General features: G+C 62.3%; 18 protein-coding genes. 17 read left to right on the forward strand and 1 reads right to left on the reverse strand.

Going from position 1 to position 16,703, the window contains the following annotated elements:
- The first annotated feature begins 25 nt into the window (after positions 1-25).
- The 6 genes from ABIB29_RS01095 (at position 26) to ABIB29_RS01120 (ending at position 9,189) form a co-directional block, all read left to right on the forward strand.
- The gene (locus ABIB29_RS01095) at positions 26-3,925 is read left to right on the forward strand and encodes a DNA-directed RNA polymerase subunit beta' (protein ID WP_307465583.1); all 3,900 of its coding nucleotides are present in this window, start codon (positions 26-28) and stop codon (positions 3,923-3,925) included.
- A 426-nt stretch (positions 3,926-4,351) separates the two neighbouring features.
- Positions 4,352-4,726: a 30S ribosomal protein S12 gene (gene rpsL, locus ABIB29_RS01100; protein WP_011692814.1), complete on the forward strand. Its 375-nt coding sequence runs from the start codon at positions 4,352-4,354 to the stop codon at positions 4,724-4,726.
- A gap of 1 nt (position 4,727) precedes the next feature.
- Positions 4,728-5,198: a 30S ribosomal protein S7 gene (rpsG, locus tag ABIB29_RS01105; RefSeq protein WP_011692813.1), complete on the forward strand. Its 471-nt coding sequence runs from the start codon at positions 4,728-4,730 to the stop codon at positions 5,196-5,198.
- Positions 5,199-5,267: 69 nt separating this feature from the next.
- Positions 5,268-7,382 carry an elongation factor G gene (fusA, locus tag ABIB29_RS01110; protein ID WP_354169329.1) on the forward strand — a complete coding sequence of 705 codons (2,115 nt, stop codon included), beginning with the start codon at positions 5,268-5,270 and terminating at the stop codon, positions 7,380-7,382.
- Between the two features lie 259 nt (positions 7,383-7,641).
- Positions 7,642-8,832, forward strand: coding sequence for an elongation factor Tu (gene tuf / locus ABIB29_RS01115; protein WP_069949303.1), 1,191 nt, complete (start codon positions 7,642-7,644; stop codon positions 8,830-8,832).
- 231 nt (positions 8,833-9,063) lie between these two features.
- A complete protein-coding gene (locus tag ABIB29_RS01120) occupies positions 9,064-9,189 on the forward strand; it encodes a hypothetical protein (RefSeq protein WP_354169331.1) in 126 nt (41 codons plus the stop codon).
- Positions 9,190-9,258: 69 nt separating this feature from the next.
- Here the strand turns inward: ABIB29_RS01120 and ABIB29_RS01125 are convergent, their stop codons facing one another.
- On the reverse strand, positions 9,259-10,686 hold the full coding sequence (locus ABIB29_RS01125; protein ID WP_354169333.1) for a GH1 family beta-glucosidase: 1,428 nt from the start codon (positions 10,684-10,686) through the stop codon (positions 9,259-9,261).
- A 469-nt stretch (positions 10,687-11,155) separates the two neighbouring features.
- Between ABIB29_RS01125 and rpsJ the strand changes: the two genes are divergently transcribed.
- From rpsJ to rpsQ, 11 genes are read left to right on the forward strand one after another with little or no spacing between them, the layout of a single operon-like run.
- Positions 11,156-11,464, forward strand: a complete 309-nt coding sequence (gene rpsJ, locus ABIB29_RS01130; protein ID WP_024366135.1) for a 30S ribosomal protein S10 — start codon at positions 11,156-11,158, stop codon at positions 11,462-11,464.
- 17 nt (positions 11,465-11,481) lie between these two features.
- Entirely contained in the window at positions 11,482-12,132 is a 651-nt protein-coding gene (gene rplC / locus ABIB29_RS01135; RefSeq protein ID WP_024366134.1) for a 50S ribosomal protein L3, read from the forward strand.
- A gap of 4 nt (positions 12,133-12,136) precedes the next feature.
- Positions 12,137-12,760 carry a 50S ribosomal protein L4 gene (rplD, locus tag ABIB29_RS01140; RefSeq protein WP_354169334.1) on the forward strand — a complete coding sequence of 208 codons (624 nt, stop codon included), beginning with the start codon at positions 12,137-12,139 and terminating at the stop codon, positions 12,758-12,760.
- Positions 12,757-13,062, forward strand: coding sequence for a 50S ribosomal protein L23 (gene rplW / locus ABIB29_RS01145; RefSeq protein WP_024366132.1), 306 nt, complete (start codon positions 12,757-12,759; stop codon positions 13,060-13,062). The genes rplD and rplW overlap by 4 nt, the downstream gene beginning before the upstream one ends.
- Before the next feature lie 29 nt (positions 13,063-13,091).
- The gene (gene rplB / locus ABIB29_RS01150; RefSeq protein WP_069949299.1) at positions 13,092-13,931 is read left to right on the forward strand and encodes a 50S ribosomal protein L2; all 840 of its coding nucleotides are present in this window, start codon (positions 13,092-13,094) and stop codon (positions 13,929-13,931) included.
- A gap of 12 nt (positions 13,932-13,943) precedes the next feature.
- Positions 13,944-14,225, forward strand: a complete 282-nt coding sequence (gene rpsS, locus ABIB29_RS01155) for a 30S ribosomal protein S19 (RefSeq protein ID WP_018773666.1) — start codon at positions 13,944-13,946, stop codon at positions 14,223-14,225.
- A 38-nt stretch (positions 14,226-14,263) separates the two neighbouring features.
- Complete coding sequence (rplV, locus tag ABIB29_RS01160) at positions 14,264-14,629, forward strand: 50S ribosomal protein L22 (RefSeq protein WP_003803798.1); 366 nt, start codon at positions 14,264-14,266, stop codon at positions 14,627-14,629.
- Positions 14,630-15,463, forward strand: a complete 834-nt coding sequence (gene rpsC, locus ABIB29_RS01165) for a 30S ribosomal protein S3 (RefSeq protein WP_354169337.1) — start codon at positions 14,630-14,632, stop codon at positions 15,461-15,463.
- Complete coding sequence (rplP, locus tag ABIB29_RS01170; RefSeq protein WP_123257072.1) at positions 15,464-15,880, forward strand: 50S ribosomal protein L16; 417 nt, start codon at positions 15,464-15,466, stop codon at positions 15,878-15,880. It begins immediately after the preceding gene.
- A 2-nt stretch (positions 15,881-15,882) separates the two neighbouring features.
- Entirely contained in the window at positions 15,883-16,212 is a 330-nt protein-coding gene (rpmC, locus tag ABIB29_RS01175; protein WP_326957500.1) for a 50S ribosomal protein L29, read from the forward strand.
- Positions 16,209-16,517, forward strand: a complete 309-nt coding sequence (gene rpsQ / locus ABIB29_RS01180) for a 30S ribosomal protein S17 (protein WP_035739337.1) — start codon at positions 16,209-16,211, stop codon at positions 16,515-16,517. The genes rpmC and rpsQ overlap by 4 nt, the downstream gene beginning before the upstream one ends.
- Positions 16,518-16,703 lie beyond the last annotated feature (186 nt).

The following is a 16,703-nucleotide window of genomic DNA, read 5'->3' on the forward strand; positions in this document are numbered from 1 at the left end:
GAGAACAAGAGAGAACAGGGACCATATGTCCAGCGAATCCTCCTTCGGCCTCATGCAGATCGGCCTCGCCACCGCGGAAGACATCCGTGGCTGGTCTTACGGCGAGGTTAAGAAGCCGGAAACCATCAACTACCGCACGCTCAAGCCTGAGAAGGACGGCCTCTTCTGCGAGAAGATCTTCGGCCCGTCCCGCGATTGGGAGTGCTACTGCGGTAAGTACAAGCGCGTGCGCTTCAAGGGCATCATCTGTGAGCGGTGTGGCGTTGAGGTCACCCGCGCAAAGGTCCGCCGTGAGCGCATGGGCCACATCGAGCTGGCCGCCCCGGTCACGCACATCTGGTACTTCAAGGGTGTTCCGTCCCGCCTGGGCTACCTCCTTGACCTGGCACCGAAGGACCTCGAAAAGGTCATCTACTTCGCCGCCTACATGATCACGAGCGTCGACGCTGACAGCCGCCACGAAGAACTGCCCAACCTCCAGGTTGAGCACGACATCGAGAAGAAGCAGCTGATCGACAACCGCGACTCGGACATCGCCACGATCGCCCGCGACCTCGAGAACGAGCTTGCCCGTCTCGAAGGCGAAGGCGCCAAGGCTGCCGACAAGAAGAAGGCCCGTGACTCCGCTGACCGCCAGATGGCCAACGTCCGCAAGCGCGCGGATGCTGAAATCGAGCGCCTCGAGCAGGTCTGGGACCGCTTCAAGAACCTCAAGGTCGCTGACCTTGAAGGCGACGAAGGCCTGTACCGCGAACTGCGCGACCGCTACGGTATGTACTTCGAAGGCTCCATGGGTGCCGAAGCGATCAAGAAGCGTCTTGAGAACTTCGACATGCAGGCCGAGTCGGACATGCTCCGCGACATCATCGCCAACGGCAAGGGCCAGCGCAAGACCCGCGCCCTGAAGCGGCTCAAGGTGGTCAACGCGTTCCTGACGACCAACAACAGCCCGCTCGGCATGGTGCTGGACGCCGTCCCGGTGATCCCGCCGGAACTGCGCCCGATGGTCCAGCTGGACGGTGGCCGCTTCGCGACCTCCGACCTCAACGACCTCTACCGCCGCGTGATCAACCGCAACAACCGCCTCAAGCGCCTGCTTGATCTCGGTGCTCCGGAGATCATCGTCAACAACGAGAAGCGCATGCTTCAGGAAGCTGTTGACAGCCTCTTCGACAACGGCCGCCGCGGCCGTCCGGTCACCGGACCGGGCAACCGTCCGCTGAAGTCCCTGAGCGACATGCTCAAGGGCAAGCAGGGTCGTTTCCGCCAGAACCTCCTGGGTAAGCGCGTTGACTACTCCGGCCGTTCCGTGATCGTTGTCGGTCCGCAGCTGAAGCTGCACCAGTGTGGCCTGCCGAAGCAGATGGCGCTGGAGCTCTTCAAGCCGTTCGTGATGAAGCGCCTGGTTGACCTTAACCACGCCCAGAACATCAAGTCGGCCAAGCGGATGGTCGAGCGCTACCGCCCGCAGGTCTGGGATGTTCTCGAAGAGATCATCACCGAGCACCCCGTGCTGCTGAACCGTGCACCTACCCTGCACCGTCTCGGCATCCAGGCGTTCGAACCGCAGCTTGTTGAAGGTAAGGCAATCCAGCTTCACCCGCTGGTTTGTGGCGCCTTCAACGCTGACTTCGACGGCGACCAGATGGCAGTTCACCTGCCGCTGAGCCCCGAAGCCCAGGCTGAGGCCCGCATCCTGATGCTGTCCTCGAACAACATCCTGAAGCCGTCTGACGGCCGCCCGGTGACGCTGCCTTCGCAGGATATGATCATCGGCCTCTACCACCTGACCACCAAGCGTGTCGGTTCAGCTGGCGAGGGCCGGATCTTCTCCTCCGTCGCGGAAGCCATCATGGCGTACGACCTGCACGAGCTGCACCTGAACTCCCAGGTCAAGATCCGTCTCGAGGGCTTTGTCCCTTACGCCGGCTGGGAAGCTCCGGAAGGCTACGAGCCGGGTCAGACCGTGCTCGTCCAGACCTCCCTGGGCCAGGTCCTCTTCAACGAGACGCTTCCCGCGGACTACCCGTGGGTTGAAAACGTTGCGGACAAGGGCGAACTGTCGACCATCGTCAACGACCTCGCCGAGCGCTACCCGAAGGTGGTCACGGCGGCAACGCTGGACAACCTGAAGGACGCCGGGTTCTACTGGGCCACCCGGTCCGGTGTCACCGTCGCCATCTCCGACATCGAGGTGCCCAAGGACAAGCCGCGGATCCTCGCCGGTTACGAGACCATGGCTGCCAAGATCCAGGGCCAGTACGACAAGGGCCTGATCGACGACGACGAGCGTCGCCAGGAACTGATCGAGATCTGGAACAAGGCAACGAACGAAATCGCCCAGGCGATGCGTGACAACCTGTCCCCGATGAACACCATCAACCGCATGGTGTCCTCCGGCGCCCGTGGTAACTGGATGCAGGTCCGCCAGATCGCGGGTATCCGTGGCCTGGTGGCCAACCCTAAGGGCGAGATCATCCCGCGTCCGATCAAGTCCTCCTACCGCGAGGGCCTGTCGGTGCTGGAATACTTCATCGCCACGCACGGTGCCCGTAAGGGTCTGGCTGACACCGCGCTGCGTACCGCCAACTCGGGTTACCTGACCCGTCGTCTGGTGGACGTGTCGCAGGACGTCATCGTCCGCGAAGAGGACTGCGGCACCGAGCGCGGTCTCATGACCGCCATCGCGGTCGCTGACTCCAACGGCGAGCTGGTCCTGGACGAGAACGTCGAGAACAGCGCGTACGCCCGTACCCTGGCCGTGGATGTCGTTGACTCCAAGGGCAAGGTCCTGGCAGCGGGCGGCACTGACTGCGGCGACGTCGTCATTGCCGAACTGTTCGCCGCCGGCATCACCGAGGTCAAGGTCCGCTCCGTACTCACCTGTGAGTCCAGCGTCGGCACCTGCGCCCTGTGCTACGGCCGTTCGCTGGCCACGGGCAAGACCGTCGACATCGGTGAGGCAGTGGGCATCATCGCCGCACAGTCCATCGGTGAGCCGGGTACCCAGCTGACCATGCGTACGTTCCACACCGGTGGTGCTGTTTCCTCCAGCGGTGGCGACGACATCACCCAGGGTCTGCCCCGTATCCAGGAGCTCTTCGAAGCCCGTACTCCGAAGGGTGTCGCACCGATTGCTGAAGCAGCCGGCCGCATCACCATCGAAGAGTCCGAGCGCCAGATGCGCCTGGTCATCACCCCGGATGACGGATCCGAAGAGATCGCTTACCCGGTGCTGCGCCGTTCACGTCTTCTCATCGAAGACGGCGAGCACGTCAGCGTCGGCCAGAAGCTCATCAACGGTCCGGTCGACCCCAAGCAGGTTCTGCGCATCATGGGCCCCCGTGCCGCGCAGAAGTTCCTGGTGGACGAGGTCCAGGGTGTGTACCGCAGCCAGGGCATCGGTATCCACGACAAGCACGTCGAGGTTATCGTCCGCCAGATGCTGCGCCGCGTCACGGTCATCGAGTCCGGCGAATCGGATCTGCTCCCCGGCGAGCTCGCCGAGCGCAGCCGTTTCGAAGATGCCAACCGCCGTGTTGTGTCCGAGGGCAAGACGCCGGCTTCCGGCCGTCCCGAGCTCATGGGCATCACCAAGGCGTCCCTGGCGACCGAGTCCTGGCTGTCCGCAGCTTCCTTCCAGGAGACCACCCGCGTCCTGACGCAGGCGGCCATGGAAGGCAAGAGCGATCCGCTGCTCGGCCTCAAGGAAAACGTCATCATCGGTAAGCTCATCCCGGCCGGCACGGGTCTCCCGCGCTACACCGAGGTCACCGTGGAGCCCACTGAAGAAGCAAAGGCCAACCTGTTCACCGGCCCCAGCGCGTTCAGTGACTTCTCCTACGATTCCCTGGGCGGCGACGGAGCTCCTGAGTTCCACGCCATCCCGCTGGATGACTACGACCTGGGCAGCGACTTCCGCTAACCGCTAAAGCAACGCGGGGTCACCTACGGCCCAATCCGCAGCTCGGATTGGGCTCAAAGTGACCCCGCGTTGCTGTTTAAGGCCGACGCCGGCGGGGCCCGGTTCCGCGCCGATTAAGGGCTGGGACCCGTCCGTGTTAGACTTGAGACTAATTGTTATTGTGGCAGTGGATGAGTGCGCCGGTTGCAGCTGAAAGGCTGAACCAGGACGACGTTTCCGGTTTGCAGGGTTCTTGTGCAACGTATGCCACATTTTCGCATGCCTAGGGGCAATTCAGGATGAAAGTCCGGAGGCCCCGGCGTGCGGTCCGACTATTAAGGCTTCGCCTCAGCTGCTCTGGAGAGAACTTCAAAGCTCGAGCGGCGGGGCGCAGCGACAAGAGAGCGGCTGCCAACGGCCGCTCCGGATAAAACGGAGAACACGAGAGTGCCTACGATTAACCAGCTGGTCCGCAAGGGCCGCACGCCTAAGGTCAAGAAGACCAAGGCTCCCGCGCTTAACGGCAGCCCGATGCGCCGCGGTGTTTGCACCCGCGTGTACACGACGACCCCGAAGAAGCCGAACTCGGCTCTGCGTAAGGTTGCACGTGTGCGCCTCAACGGTGGCGTTGAAGTTACCGCGTACATCCCCGGTGTAGGCCACAACCTGCAGGAGCACTCCATTGTGCTCGTCCGCGGCGGCCGCGTTAAGGACCTTCCGGGTGTCCGTTACAAGATCGTCCGTGGCGCCCTCGATACCCAGGGTGTCAAGAACCGTAAGCAGGCTCGTAGCCGCTACGGCGCAAAGATGGAGAAGAAGTAATATGCCTCGCAAGGGTCCGGCCCCCAAGCGGCCGCTAGTTCTAGATCCCGTTTACGGCTCCCCGCTGGTCACCCAGCTGATCAACAAGGTGCTCGTTGACGGCAAGAAGTCCACCGCAGAGCGCATCGTTTACGGTGCACTCGAAGGTGCTCGCGCCAAGTCCGGCGGCGACCCGGTTGCAGCCCTCAAGAAGGCCATGGAGAACGTCAAGCCTTCCCTCGAGGTCCGCTCCCGCCGCGTCGGTGGCGCCACCTACCAGGTTCCGGTTGAGGTCAAGCCGGGCCGCTCCACCGCGCTTGCCCTGCGCTGGCTGGTTGGCTACTCCAAGGCCCGCCGCGAGAAGACCATGACCGAGCGCCTCCAGAACGAGATTCTGGATGCCTCCAACGGTCTCGGTGCCGCTGTGAAGCGTCGCGAAGACACCCACAAGATGGCCGAGTCCAACAAGGCCTTCGCACACTACCGCTGGTAATACTTCCCGGACGCCGCCGGCTCCACCGAGCCGGCGGCGAACGTGCAGTCCATCCGAAAGGGAGACACCGTGGCACAGGACGTGCTTACCGACCTTAGCAAGGTCCGCAATATCGGCATCATGGCCCACATTGATGCCGGCAAGACCACTACTACCGAGCGCATCCTGTTCTACACAGGTGTGAACCACAAGATCGGCGAGACGCACGACGGCGCCTCGACGACTGACTGGATGGAACAGGAAAAGGAACGCGGCATCACCATCACGTCTGCCGCCGTGACCTGCTTCTGGGAAAACAACCAGATCAACATCATCGACACCCCCGGCCACGTGGACTTCACGGTTGAGGTTGAGCGCTCCCTGCGCGTCCTCGACGGTGCAGTTGCCGTGTTCGACGGCAAGGAAGGCGTGGAGCCGCAGTCTGAGACTGTCTGGCGCCAGGCTGACAAGTACAACGTCCCGCGCATCTGCTTCGTCAACAAGATGGACAAGCTCGGCGCTGACTTCTACTTCACCGTCGACACCATCATCAGCCGCCTCGGTGCCAAGCCGCTCGTTATGCAGCTGCCGATCGGCGCCGAGAACGACTTCGTCGGCGTCGTCGACCTGCTCTACATGCGCGCACTGGTCTGGCCCGGCGACTCCAAGGGTGACGTCACCATGGGTGCCAAGTACGAGATCCAGGAGATCCCGGCTGACCTCAAGGAAAAGGCCGAAGAGTACCGCGCAACGCTCGTTGAGACCGTTGCCGAGTCCTCCGAAGAGCTCATGGAGAAGTACCTCGAAGGTGAAGAAATCACCGAAGACGAGCTCAAGGCCGGCATCCGCAAGATGACGATCAACTCCGAGCTCTACCCGGTCTTCTGTGGCTCCGCGTTCAAGAACCGCGGCGTCCAGCCGATGCTTGACGCCGTCGTGGACTACCTGCCGAACCCGCTCGACGTCCCGCCGATGATCGGTCACGATCCTCGCGACGAAGAGAAGGAACTGACGCGCAAGCCTTCCTCCGAGGAGCCGTTCTCGGCTCTGGCGTTCAAGATTGCGACGCACCCGTTCTTCGGTCAGCTCACCTTCATCCGCGTGTACTCCGGTCACGTGGAAGCAGGCTCCCAGGTGGTCAACTCCACCAAGGGCAAGAAGGAGCGCATCGGCAAGCTGTTCCAGATGCACGCCAACAAGGAAATGCCCGTTGACGGCGCTACCGCTGGCCACATCTACGCAGCGATCGGTCTGAAGGACACCACCACGGGCGACACCCTGTGCGACTCCAACAACCAGATCGTCCTCGAGTCCATGAGCTTCCCGGAGCCCGTGATCTCTGTTGCGATCGAGCCGAACACCAAGGGTGACCAGGAGAAGCTCTCCACGGCCATCCAGAAGCTCTCCGCTGAGGACCCGACCTTCCAGGTCTCCCTCAACGAAGACACCGGTCAGACCATCATCGCCGGCATGGGCGAGCTCCACCTGGACATCCTGGTGGACCGCATGCGCCGCGAATTCAAGGTCGAGGCCAACGTGGGCAAGCCCCAGGTTGCCTACCGCGAAACCATCAAGCGTGCTGTAGAGCGTCACGACTACACGCACAAGAAGCAGACCGGTGGTTCGGGCCAGTTCGCAAAGATCCAGATCGCGATCGAGCCGCTGGACACGTCCGAGGGCGAGATGTACGAGTTCTCGAACAAGGTCACCGGTGGACGTATTCCGCGCGAATACATCCCGTCGGTCGACGCCGGTATCCAGGATGCGCTGAACGACGGCGTCCTCGCCGGATACCCGGTTGTCGGCATCAAGGCCACGCTGATTGACGGCGCGTACCACGATGTTGACTCCTCGGAAATGGCGTTCAAGATCGCCGGCCGTATGGCTTTCAAGGAAGCCGCACGCAAGGCGAACCCCATCCTGCTCGAACCAATGATGGATGTCGAGGTCCGCACCCCTGAGGAATACATGGGTGAAGTTATCGGTGACCTCAACTCCCGCCGTGGCCAGATGCAGTCCATGGAAGATGCCCAGGGCGTCAAGGTAATCCGCGCGCACGTCCCGCTGTCCGGCATGTTCGGCTACATCGGTGACCTGCGCTCGAAGACCCAGGGCCGCGCTGTGTACTCCATGACGTTCCACAGCTACGCCGAGGTCCCGAAGGCATTTGCCGACGAGATCATCCAGAAGAACCGCGGCGAGTAGTCCCAAAGGCTCTCGCAGCAACAAATTCGGGTGCGTTTCCGTCAACGGAGATTCACCCGGTGCAGATGGCCGGCTCCGGTCAGCCGCTTTCCGGTCAAGCCGGAACCGGCCATCTGCACCGACAGACTCGAGGGACTAGTATTAGTTCCTGAATCTGCAATTTCATCAATCCAAAGCCCCCCAAGTAGACTTACTGAAGTTTCGCCGCGACAAGCGCGGTCGAAGGGTAAGTCATTTGAAAACGTTCTAGGAGGAACCTGTGGCAAAGGCAAAGTTCGAGCGGACTAAGCCGCACGTCAACATCGGCACCATTGGTCACGTTGACCACGGTAAGACGACGCTGACGGCCGCGATTTCCAAGGTGCTGTACGACAAGTACCCGACACTCAACGAGCAGCGCGACTTCGCGTCCATTGACTCTGCTCCCGAAGAGCGTCAGCGCGGCATTACCATCAACATCTCCCACGTTGAGTACCAGACCGAGAAGCGCCACTACGCACACGTAGACGCTCCGGGTCACGCTGACTACATCAAGAACATGATCACCGGCGCTGCACAGATGGACGGTGCAATCCTCGTGGTTGCCGCCACTGACGGCCCGATGGCTCAGACCCGCGAGCACGTCCTGCTCGCCCGCCAGGTTGGCGTTCCCTACCTGCTGGTTGCACTGAACAAGTCGGACATGGTCGATGACGAAGAGCTCCTCGACCTCGTCGAAATGGAAGTTCGCGAGCTGCTTTCGGCTCAGGGCTTCGATGGCGATGAGGCTCCGGTCGTTCGCGTTTCCGGTCTGAAGGCCCTCGAAGGCGACCCGGTTTGGGTCAAGTCCGTCGAGGACCTCATGGAAGCTGTCGACAACTCCGTGCCGGACCCGGTACGTGACCGCGACAAGCCGTTCCTGATGCCGATCGAAGATGTCTTCACGATCACCGGCCGTGGCACCGTTGTTACAGGCCGCGCCGAGCGTGGAACCCTCGCCATCAACTCCGAGGTCGAGATCGTCGGCATCCGCCCGGTCCAGAAGACCACGGTTACCGGTATCGAGATGTTCCACAAGCAGCTCGACGAAGCATGGGCCGGCGAGAACTGTGGCCTCCTGCTCCGCGGTCTGAAGCGCGACGATGTCGAGCGTGGCCAGGTTGTCGTCAAGCCGGGTTCCATCACCCCGCACACCGACTTCGAGGCTAACGTCTACATCCTCTCCAAGGACGAAGGCGGGCGTCACAACCCGTTCTACTCCAACTACCGCCCGCAGTTCTACTTCCGCACCACGGACGTAACCGGCGTTATCACCCTGCCGGAAGGCACGGAAATGGTTATGCCCGGCGACAACACTGAGATGACCGTTGCGCTCATCCAGCCCATCGCCATGGAAGAGGGCCTCGGCTTCGCTATCCGCGAAGGCGGCCGCACCGTTGGTTCGGGACGCGTCACCAAGATCCTCAAGTAACACTTGTTGATCTGAGTTAGATTCCTGATCGGTTGGCCGTCTGACGGCCTCCGTGAAGTAAAGAACAGCCCCGCTGCACTCGCAGCGGGGCTGTTCTTTTTTGTGGCGCTCTGGCGGCTGAACGGCAGCAGGCCGGCCGCTGAGGAGCCGGCACCGCGCCGTGAGCCGGCGGACCCATAGTTAGCGGGGGCAGGGCGCTGATATCGTTGCTCCCAACGAAGGGAGCTCACAATGGGCTGGTTGATTTTCCTGTTGGTGGCCGTTGCCGTCGTCACCGCCGTCTTTTGGGCCAAGAAGCATTTCCGCCACGAGATTGAGCGGGCCAAGCGCATTAACCGGGCCAACCGGGAGAAGTAGCGCGCAGGGGCGTACAGGCCCCGTGGGCGGCCGGGCCACGCCGGCCGGTCGCCCACGGGGCCTTTTAGCTCATCCCTTGCGTGCCCTGCTGAGTGCCTGGTACCAGTAGTAGGAATCTTTGGGCGTGCGTTCCTGGGTGTCGAAGTCGACGTGGACCAGCCCGAAGCGCTGCGAGTACCCGGCCGCCCACTCGAAGTTGTCCATGAGCGTCCAGACGTAATATCCCAGCAGTTCAACGTCCTCGGCGATGCCGCCAGCCGCGGTGGCCTCCAGGGCATGCCCCAGATGGGATGCGATGTAGTTGATCCGGTCCGTGTCCGCGATGGGGCCGGACACGTGCTCGGGCTCGGGGAAGCTGGCCCCGCTTTCGGTGATGTACAGCGGAGGCAGCGCCCCGCCATACCTGTCCTTAAGCTCCCGGAGCAGCGGGCCCAGATGGTCCGGCGCCACCGGCCAGCCGAAACCGGTGGTCGCGTATTCCGGGAACGCCGCCATATGGAACGGCATCTTCAGCATCGCGTCGGCGGTGCCCGCTGGGCTCTCGCCCGGGCCGCGTCCGGTCGCGACCTTCACGGGGTAGTAGTAGTTCAGCCCGTAGAAATCGAGGGGCTGGTGGATGGTCCGCAGGTCGGCATCGGAGATCTTCCCCAGCGAACGGAACCACGGCTTGGCGATGAGTGGCACCTTCGGGTAGCTGCCCAGGAGGATCGGATCCGCGTAGACCCGGTTCAGGACCAGGTCGAACATGTCGGCCAGAAACCGGTCCGTCACCGATTTGGACGCAGGACGGACCGGTGAATGCAGGTTGGTGACGCCAACAGCGCCGGTGACCCCTTCCGCGCGCAGCGCCTGTACGGCGAGGCCGTGCCCCAGGAGCTGGTGGTGCACGGCGGGCAGGGCTTCGAAGAGCAGGTCGTGGCCCGGGGCATGGACCCCCAGGGCATAGCCATTGAGCGTGACGGAAACCGGTTCGTTGAGCGTTACCCACTGGGCGACACGGTCGCCGAAGCGGCGGCCGGCCGCCGCGCTGTACTCGGCGAAGCGTTCCGCGGTGGACCGCTGCAGCCAGCCGCCGCGGTGTTCCAGCGGCAGCGGGGTGTCCCAGTGGTACAGGGTGGCCATGGGGGAGATGCCGGCTTCCAGCAGCTGGTCGATGAGCCGGTCGTAGAAGTCGAGCCCTGCGCTGTTGAACGGACCCGTCCCGTCCGGCTGGATCCGCGGCCAGGAGAGGGAGAAGCGGTAGGAGTCGATGCCGAGTGCACGCATCAGCTCGACGTCTTCCGCGGTGCGGTTGTAGTGGTCGCAGGCGACGGCGGGGGAGTGGCCGTCCTGGATGGTGCCGGGTTTCTCGACGAAGGCGTCCCAGCCGGAGGGCCCGCGTCCGCCGGCCGCGAGGGAGCCTTCAATCTGGAAAGCTGCCGAGGCAACTCCCAGCTGGAAATCCGGGCCCAAGCGCGCGGCGAGGGCCTGGACTGCTACGGAGTCCTGCACAGTCATGCCCCCATCATCCCCACGCTGCCCGCTGAAGGCAATGACCGGAAGTCCCAGTCCCGCCGTCGTCCGCCCGACGCCGCGTGACCCGGCGCGTGAACTGTCCGACGCCGGCGCCCCGCCCGCCCCGCCCGGCCGTCGATTCGCTTCTGCCCGGCAATTCCGGCATACTAGATGAGTTGTTCAAGCGCTCTTTCGCGTCCCGATCCGGATAATGCCGGGTGTCAGGGTCCAAGTAGGAGACCAAACATAACCCACGCCCCAAGGAATTGCGGACGAGTACGCGTGAAAAGCGCGACACGCCCGACCGCGGGGGTCGGTTACGTCGGCAGGTTGAGGAACCCGGATTCATCCGGATTCAGCTTGTGCGGCGGGTGGTAGTTACGACTTCAATTGCTTCGGCAGCCACATGCAACACGCAAGTAAACAGAGCAGCCCTCACTGGAGCAGCACTAACGAAAGAGAGTCAGGCGACATGGCGGGACAAAAAATCCGCATCCGGCTGAAGTCATACGACCACGAGGTCATTGACTCTTCAGCACGGAAGATCGTTGAGACGGTCACGCGCGCAGGCGCCACGGTAGTAGGCCCTGTGCCGCTGCCGACGGAGAAGAACATCTACTGCGTCATCCGCTCTCCGCACAAGTACAAGGACAGCCGTGAGCACTTCGAAATGCGTACTCACAAGCGTCTGATCGACATCATCGACCCCACGCCCAAGGCTGTTGATTCGCTCATGCGTCTCGACCTGCCGGCCGACGTGAACATCGAAATCAAGCTGTAGGGAGGTGCTGAGAGACTATGACCGCAACCCGTAACGTAAAGGGCCTGCTGGGCACGAAGCTCGGCATGACCCAGGTCTGGGACGAGAACAACAAGCTCATCCCCGTCACTGTGGTCCAGGCTGACTCGAACGTCATCACGCAGCTGCGCAATGCAGACACTGATGGCTATGTCGCCGTTCAGATCGGCTACGGCCAGATCGATCCCCGCAAGGTCACCAAGCCGCTGGCTGGTCACTTTGAAAAGGCAGGCGTCACGCCTCGCCGCCACGTCGTCGAACTGCGCACTGCAGATGCTGACTCTTACGAGCTGGGCCAGGAGCTCTCTGTAGAGCTCTTCGAAGCCGGCCAGAAGATCGACGTCGTTGGCACCACCAAGGGTAAGGGCTTCGCCGGTGTTATGAAGCGTCACGGCTTCCACGGCGTTGGAGCTTCCCACGGTGCACACAAGAACCACCGTAAGCCCGGTTCAATCGGTGGCGCATCCACCCCGAGCCGCGTCTTCAAGGGCATGAAAATGGCCGGCCGCATGGGCGCCGTTCGTCACACCACGCTGAACCTCACGGTCCACGCGGTTGACGTCGAGAAGTCGCTGCTCCTGATCAAGGGTGCCGTCCCCGGCGCCCGCGGCCAGGTCGTACTCGTACGCACCGCCGTGAAGGGAGCCTAGTTCAATGACTAGCACTGTCAAGGTTGACCTGCCTGCAGAGATCTTCGACGTACAGACCAACGTGCCGCTGTTGCACCAGGTCGTCGTTGCCCAGCTCGCTGCTGCTCGCCAGGGTACCCACAAGACCAAGACCCGCGCCGAGGTTTCCGGTGCAGGTCGCAAGCCGTTCAAGCAGAAGGGCACGGGCCGCGCCCGTCAGGGTTCAATCCGTGCTCCTCACATGACCGGTGGTGGCGTTGTCCACGGCCCCACGCCGCGTGACTACAGCCAGCGCACCCCCAAGAAGATGATTGCTGCTGCACTGCGCGGCGCTCTCTCTGACCGCGCCCGTAACGGCCGCATCCACGTCGTTGCTGAACTGGTTCCCGGCACCAAGCCGTCCTCCAGCGCAGCACTGGCAACTCTGCGGGGTGTCTCCGAGCGCAAGAACCTGCTCGTTGTCATCGAGCGCGCCAACGATGTTGCTGCACTCTCCGTGCGCAACCTCACTGATGTTCACGTTCTGTACTCAGACCAGCTGAACACCTACGACGTTCTCGTCTCCGATGACGTTGTCTTCACCAAGGCTGCCTACGAAGCATTCGTTGCTTCCAAGGCAGTGGCAAAGAACGAGGAGGATGCCAAGTGAGTGCAGCCACCATCAAAGATCCGCGCGACGTCGTGCTTGCACCCGTCGTCTCGGAAAAGAGCTACGGCCTGATCGACGAGGGCAAGTACACCTTCCTGGTGGACCCCCGCTCGAACAAGACCGAGATCAAGCTGGCCGTGGAGAAAATCTTCTCCGTCAAGGTCGACTCGATCAACACCATCAACCGTGCCGGTAAGCGCAAGCGGACCAAATTCGGATGGGGTACCCGCAAGAACACCAAGCGTGCAATTGTGAGCCTCAAAGAAGGCACGATCGACATCTTCGGCGGTCCGCTCTCGTAGCGGAGACCACTTTAACGAGGAAATAAATTATGGGAATCCGTAAATATAAGCCGACTACCCCGGGCCGTCGCGGCTCGAGCGTAGCGGACTTCACTGAAATCACGCGGTCGACGCCGGAAAAGTCGTTGGTACGTCCCCTCCCGAAAAAGGGTGGCCGTAACAACACCGGTAAGATCACGACCCGTCACAAGGGTGGTGGCCACAAGCGCCAGTACCGTCTGATCGACTTCCGTCGCCACGACAAAGACGGCGTCAACGCCCGCGTTGCCGAAATCGAGTACGATCCGAACCGCACGGCTCGCATCGCGCTCCTCCACTACATTGATGGCACCAAGCGTTACATCATTGCCCCGAACAAGCTGTCCCAGGGTGACACCGTAGAGGCAGGTGCCGACGCGGACATCAAGCCCGGCAACAACCTCCCGCTGCGCAACATCCCGGTCGGTACCGTAATCCACGCAGTCGAACTGCGTCCGGGTGGCGGCGCCAAGATGGGCCGCTCCGCCGGCGCATCGATCCAGCTCGTTGCTAAGGAAGGCCGTTTCGCCCAGCTGCGTCTGCCTTCCGGCGAAATCCGCAACGTTGACGTGCGCTGCCGCGCAACCGTCGGCGAGGTCGGCAACGCCGAGCAGTCGAACATCAACTGGGGTAAGGCCGGCCGTATGCGCTGGAAGGGCGTTCGCCCGACCGTCCGTGGTGTCGCCATGAACCCGGTCGATCACCCCCACGGTGGTGGCGAGGGTAAGACGTCCGGTGGACGTCACCCCGTCAACCCGAACGGTAAGCGCGAAGGCCGCACCCGCCGTCCCAACAAAGAGAGCGACAAGCTTATTGTTCGTCGCCGTCGTACTGGCAAGAACAAGCGATAGGAGCCTGGACACATGCCACGCAGCCTGAAAAAAGGTCCTTTCGTTGACCAGCACCTCTTTGTAAAGGTAGCCAGGGAAAACGAAAAGGGCACCAAGAACGTCATCAAGACCTGGTCCCGCCGCTCGATGATCGTCCCCGACATGCTCGGACACACGATCGCCGTACACGACGGACGCAAGCACATCCCCGTGTTTGTCACTGAGTCGATGGTCGGGCACAAGCTCGGCGAATTCGCTCCCACGCGGACATTCCGCGGCCATGTCAAGGACGACCGTAAGGGCAAGCGCCGCTAGGCGCCTGCACTTACGTCAAAGACGAGAGAAGGAAAGCAATGGAAGCCAAGGCAATTGCGCGTCACATCCGCGTAACGCCTATGAAGGCCCGGCGCGTCGTCAACCTTGTTCGTGGTAAGCAAGCGAATGAGGCTCTGGCAATTCTGAAGTTTGCCCCCCAGGCAGCTTCGGAGCCGGTATTCAAGGTAGTTCAGTCGGCAATCTCCAACGCCCGGGTCCTCGCGGACCGCGACGGCGTGGCGTTTGACGAAGGTGACCTCATCATCAGCGAAGCGTTTGTTGATGAAGGCCCGACCATGAAGCGGTTCCAGCCGCGAGCCCAGGGTCGTGCATTTCAGATCAAGAAGCGCACGAGCCACATCACCGTGGTAGTCGCTACCCCGGAGAAAGAGGAGGCTCGCTAAGTGGGACAGAAAGTTAACCCGCACGGGTTCCGACTCGGCATCACCACCGATCACGTATCGCACTGGTTTGCTGACAGCACCAAGGCCGGCCAGCGGTACAAGGACTTCGTTCGCGAAGACATCCGCATCCGCCAGCTCATGTCCACGGGCATGGAGCGCGCCGGTATCGCCAAGGTTGAGATCGAGCGCACCCGCGACCGTGTCCGCGTGGATATCCACACGGCACGTCCGGGCATCGTTATCGGCCGCCGCGGCGCAGAAGCAGACCGCATCCGCGGCGAGCTCGAAAAGCTCACGGGCAAGCAGGTTCAGCTGAACATCCTCGAGGTCAAGAACCCCGAGATGGAAGCTCAGCTTGTTGCCCAGGGCGTTGCTGAGCAACTGACTTCCCGCGTGGCTTTCCGCCGCGCGATGAAGAAGGCCATGCAGTCCGCACAGCGTGCAGGTGCCAAGGGCATCCGTATCGCTTGCTCGGGTCGACTGGGCGGCGCAGAAATGTCCCGCTCGGAGTTCTACCGCGAAGGCCGTGTGCCCCTGCACACCCTCCGCGCGAACATCGACTACGGCTTCTACGAGGCCAAGACCACCTTCGGCCGCATCGGCGTGAAGGTCTGGATCTACAAGGGTGACGTCACCGCCAAGGAACTGGCTCAGCAGGCAGCTGCTGCTCCGTCCCGTGGCCGTGGTGCCAGCGACCGCCCGGGCCGCCCGGGTGGCGCTGACCGTGGTGACCGCCGCCGTCGTACTGACCGTCCGGCCGCCGAAGCAGCTCCTGCTGCAGAGGCTCCGGCCGCTGAAGCTGCTGCTCCCGCAGTAGAAGGAGGACAGGCTTAAATGCTTATCCCACGTCGAGTCAAGCACCGTAAGCAGCACCACCCGGGTCGTTCCGGCGCTGCTACGGGCGGCACCAAGGTCTCCTTCGGTGAATGGGGTATCCAGGCTCTGAGCCCGGCATACGTCACCAACCGTCAGATCGAATCTGCCCGTATCGCGATGACCCGCCACATCAAGCGTGGCGGCAAGGTCTGGATCAACATCTACCCGGACCGTCCGCTGACGAAGAAGCCTGCCGAAACCCGCATGGGTTCCGGTAAGGGTTCTCCGGAATGGTGGGTCTCAAACGTCAAGCCGGGCCGGGTTCTCTTCGAGATCTCCGGCGTCGAGGAATCGGTTGCCCGCGAGGCACTGCGCCTGGCGATCCACAAGCTCCCGTTGAAGGCACGCATTCTGCGTCGCGAAGGTGGTGAATAGAAATGTCAGTAGGATCCAAGGAACTTGCATCCGCACAGCTGGACGGTTTCGACAACGAGCGACTCGTTGAGGAACTCCGTAAGGCCAAGGAAGAGCTGTTCAACCTGCGTTTCCAGTCCGCCACCGGCCAGCTGGAGAACCACGGTCGACTGCGCGCGGTAAAGAAGGACATCGCACGCATCTACACCGTTCTCCGTGAGCGCGAGCTGGGCATTCGTGCCGAGGTTGCCGCACCGGTTGTGGAAGCCAAGGAAGAAAAGAAGTCCAAGAAGGCTGCAACCAAGAAGGCTGACAAGGCTGAAAAGGTTGAGACCGAGGAGGACGCCAAGTGAGTGAAAAGGACGAGAACGTGACGGAAACTGTTTCCGGCGCAGCTACGGCTGACGAGCGCGGTTACCGTAAGACGAAGCGCGGCTATGTGGTCTCGGACAAGATGGAAAAGACCATCGTTGTCCAGGTCGAGGACCGTGTGAAGCACGCCCTCTATGGCAAGGTCCTTCGCCGCAACACGAAGATCAAGGCTCACGACGAAGAGAACAGCGCCGGCATCGGCGACCTCGTTCTCCTCGCCGAGACCCGCCCGCTCTCCGCTACCAAGCGGTGGCGTCTGGTGGAGATCCTCGAGAAGGCCAAGTAACACCTGCAGCCTGGCTGTCGAGAAACCCCCGTTCCCTTTTGGGAGCGGGGGTTTTCCCGTTGCCGGGGGAGTGCACCGGCCGGAGGGCCAAAAGACTGCCGTGCGTGACGCCGTCGTCTGTGGTAAGGGCTGATTCTGACTGGCGCCCGAAACGTGCTAAGATTTTGAGTTTGTATGGCGCCCTCT

Origin of the sequence: Arthrobacter sp. UYEF36 (assembly GCF_040547025.1) — a bacterium.
GTDB lineage: Bacteria > Actinomycetota > Actinomycetes > Actinomycetales > Micrococcaceae > Arthrobacter.

Coding starts and splice junctions, on each gene's coding strand:
- rpsJ (WP_024366135.1), top strand. CDS start 11,156: ATGGCGGGACAAAAAATCCGCATCCGGCTGAAGTCATACGACCACGAG.
- ABIB29_RS01120 (WP_354169331.1), top strand. CDS start 9,064: ATGGGCTGGTTGATTTTCCTGTTGGTGGCCGTTGCCGTCGTCACCGCC.
- rplD (WP_354169334.1), top strand. CDS start 12,137: ATGACTAGCACTGTCAAGGTTGACCTGCCTGCAGAGATCTTCGACGTA.
- rplC (WP_024366134.1), top strand. CDS start 11,482: ATGACCGCAACCCGTAACGTAAAGGGCCTGCTGGGCACGAAGCTCGGC.
- ABIB29_RS01125 (WP_354169333.1), bottom strand. CDS start 10,686: ATGACTGTGCAGGACTCCGTAGCAGTCCAGGCCCTCGCCGCGCGCTTG.
- rplV (WP_003803798.1), top strand. CDS start 14,264: ATGGAAGCCAAGGCAATTGCGCGTCACATCCGCGTAACGCCTATGAAG.
- rpsS (WP_018773666.1), top strand. CDS start 13,944: ATGCCACGCAGCCTGAAAAAAGGTCCTTTCGTTGACCAGCACCTCTTT.
- rplP (WP_123257072.1), top strand. CDS start 15,464: ATGCTTATCCCACGTCGAGTCAAGCACCGTAAGCAGCACCACCCGGGT.
- rpmC (WP_326957500.1), top strand. CDS start 15,883: ATGTCAGTAGGATCCAAGGAACTTGCATCCGCACAGCTGGACGGTTTC.
- rplB (WP_069949299.1), top strand. CDS start 13,092: ATGGGAATCCGTAAATATAAGCCGACTACCCCGGGCCGTCGCGGCTCG.
- rpsG (WP_011692813.1), top strand. CDS start 4,728: ATGCCTCGCAAGGGTCCGGCCCCCAAGCGGCCGCTAGTTCTAGATCCC.
- ABIB29_RS01095 (WP_307465583.1), top strand. CDS start 26: ATGTCCAGCGAATCCTCCTTCGGCCTCATGCAGATCGGCCTCGCCACC.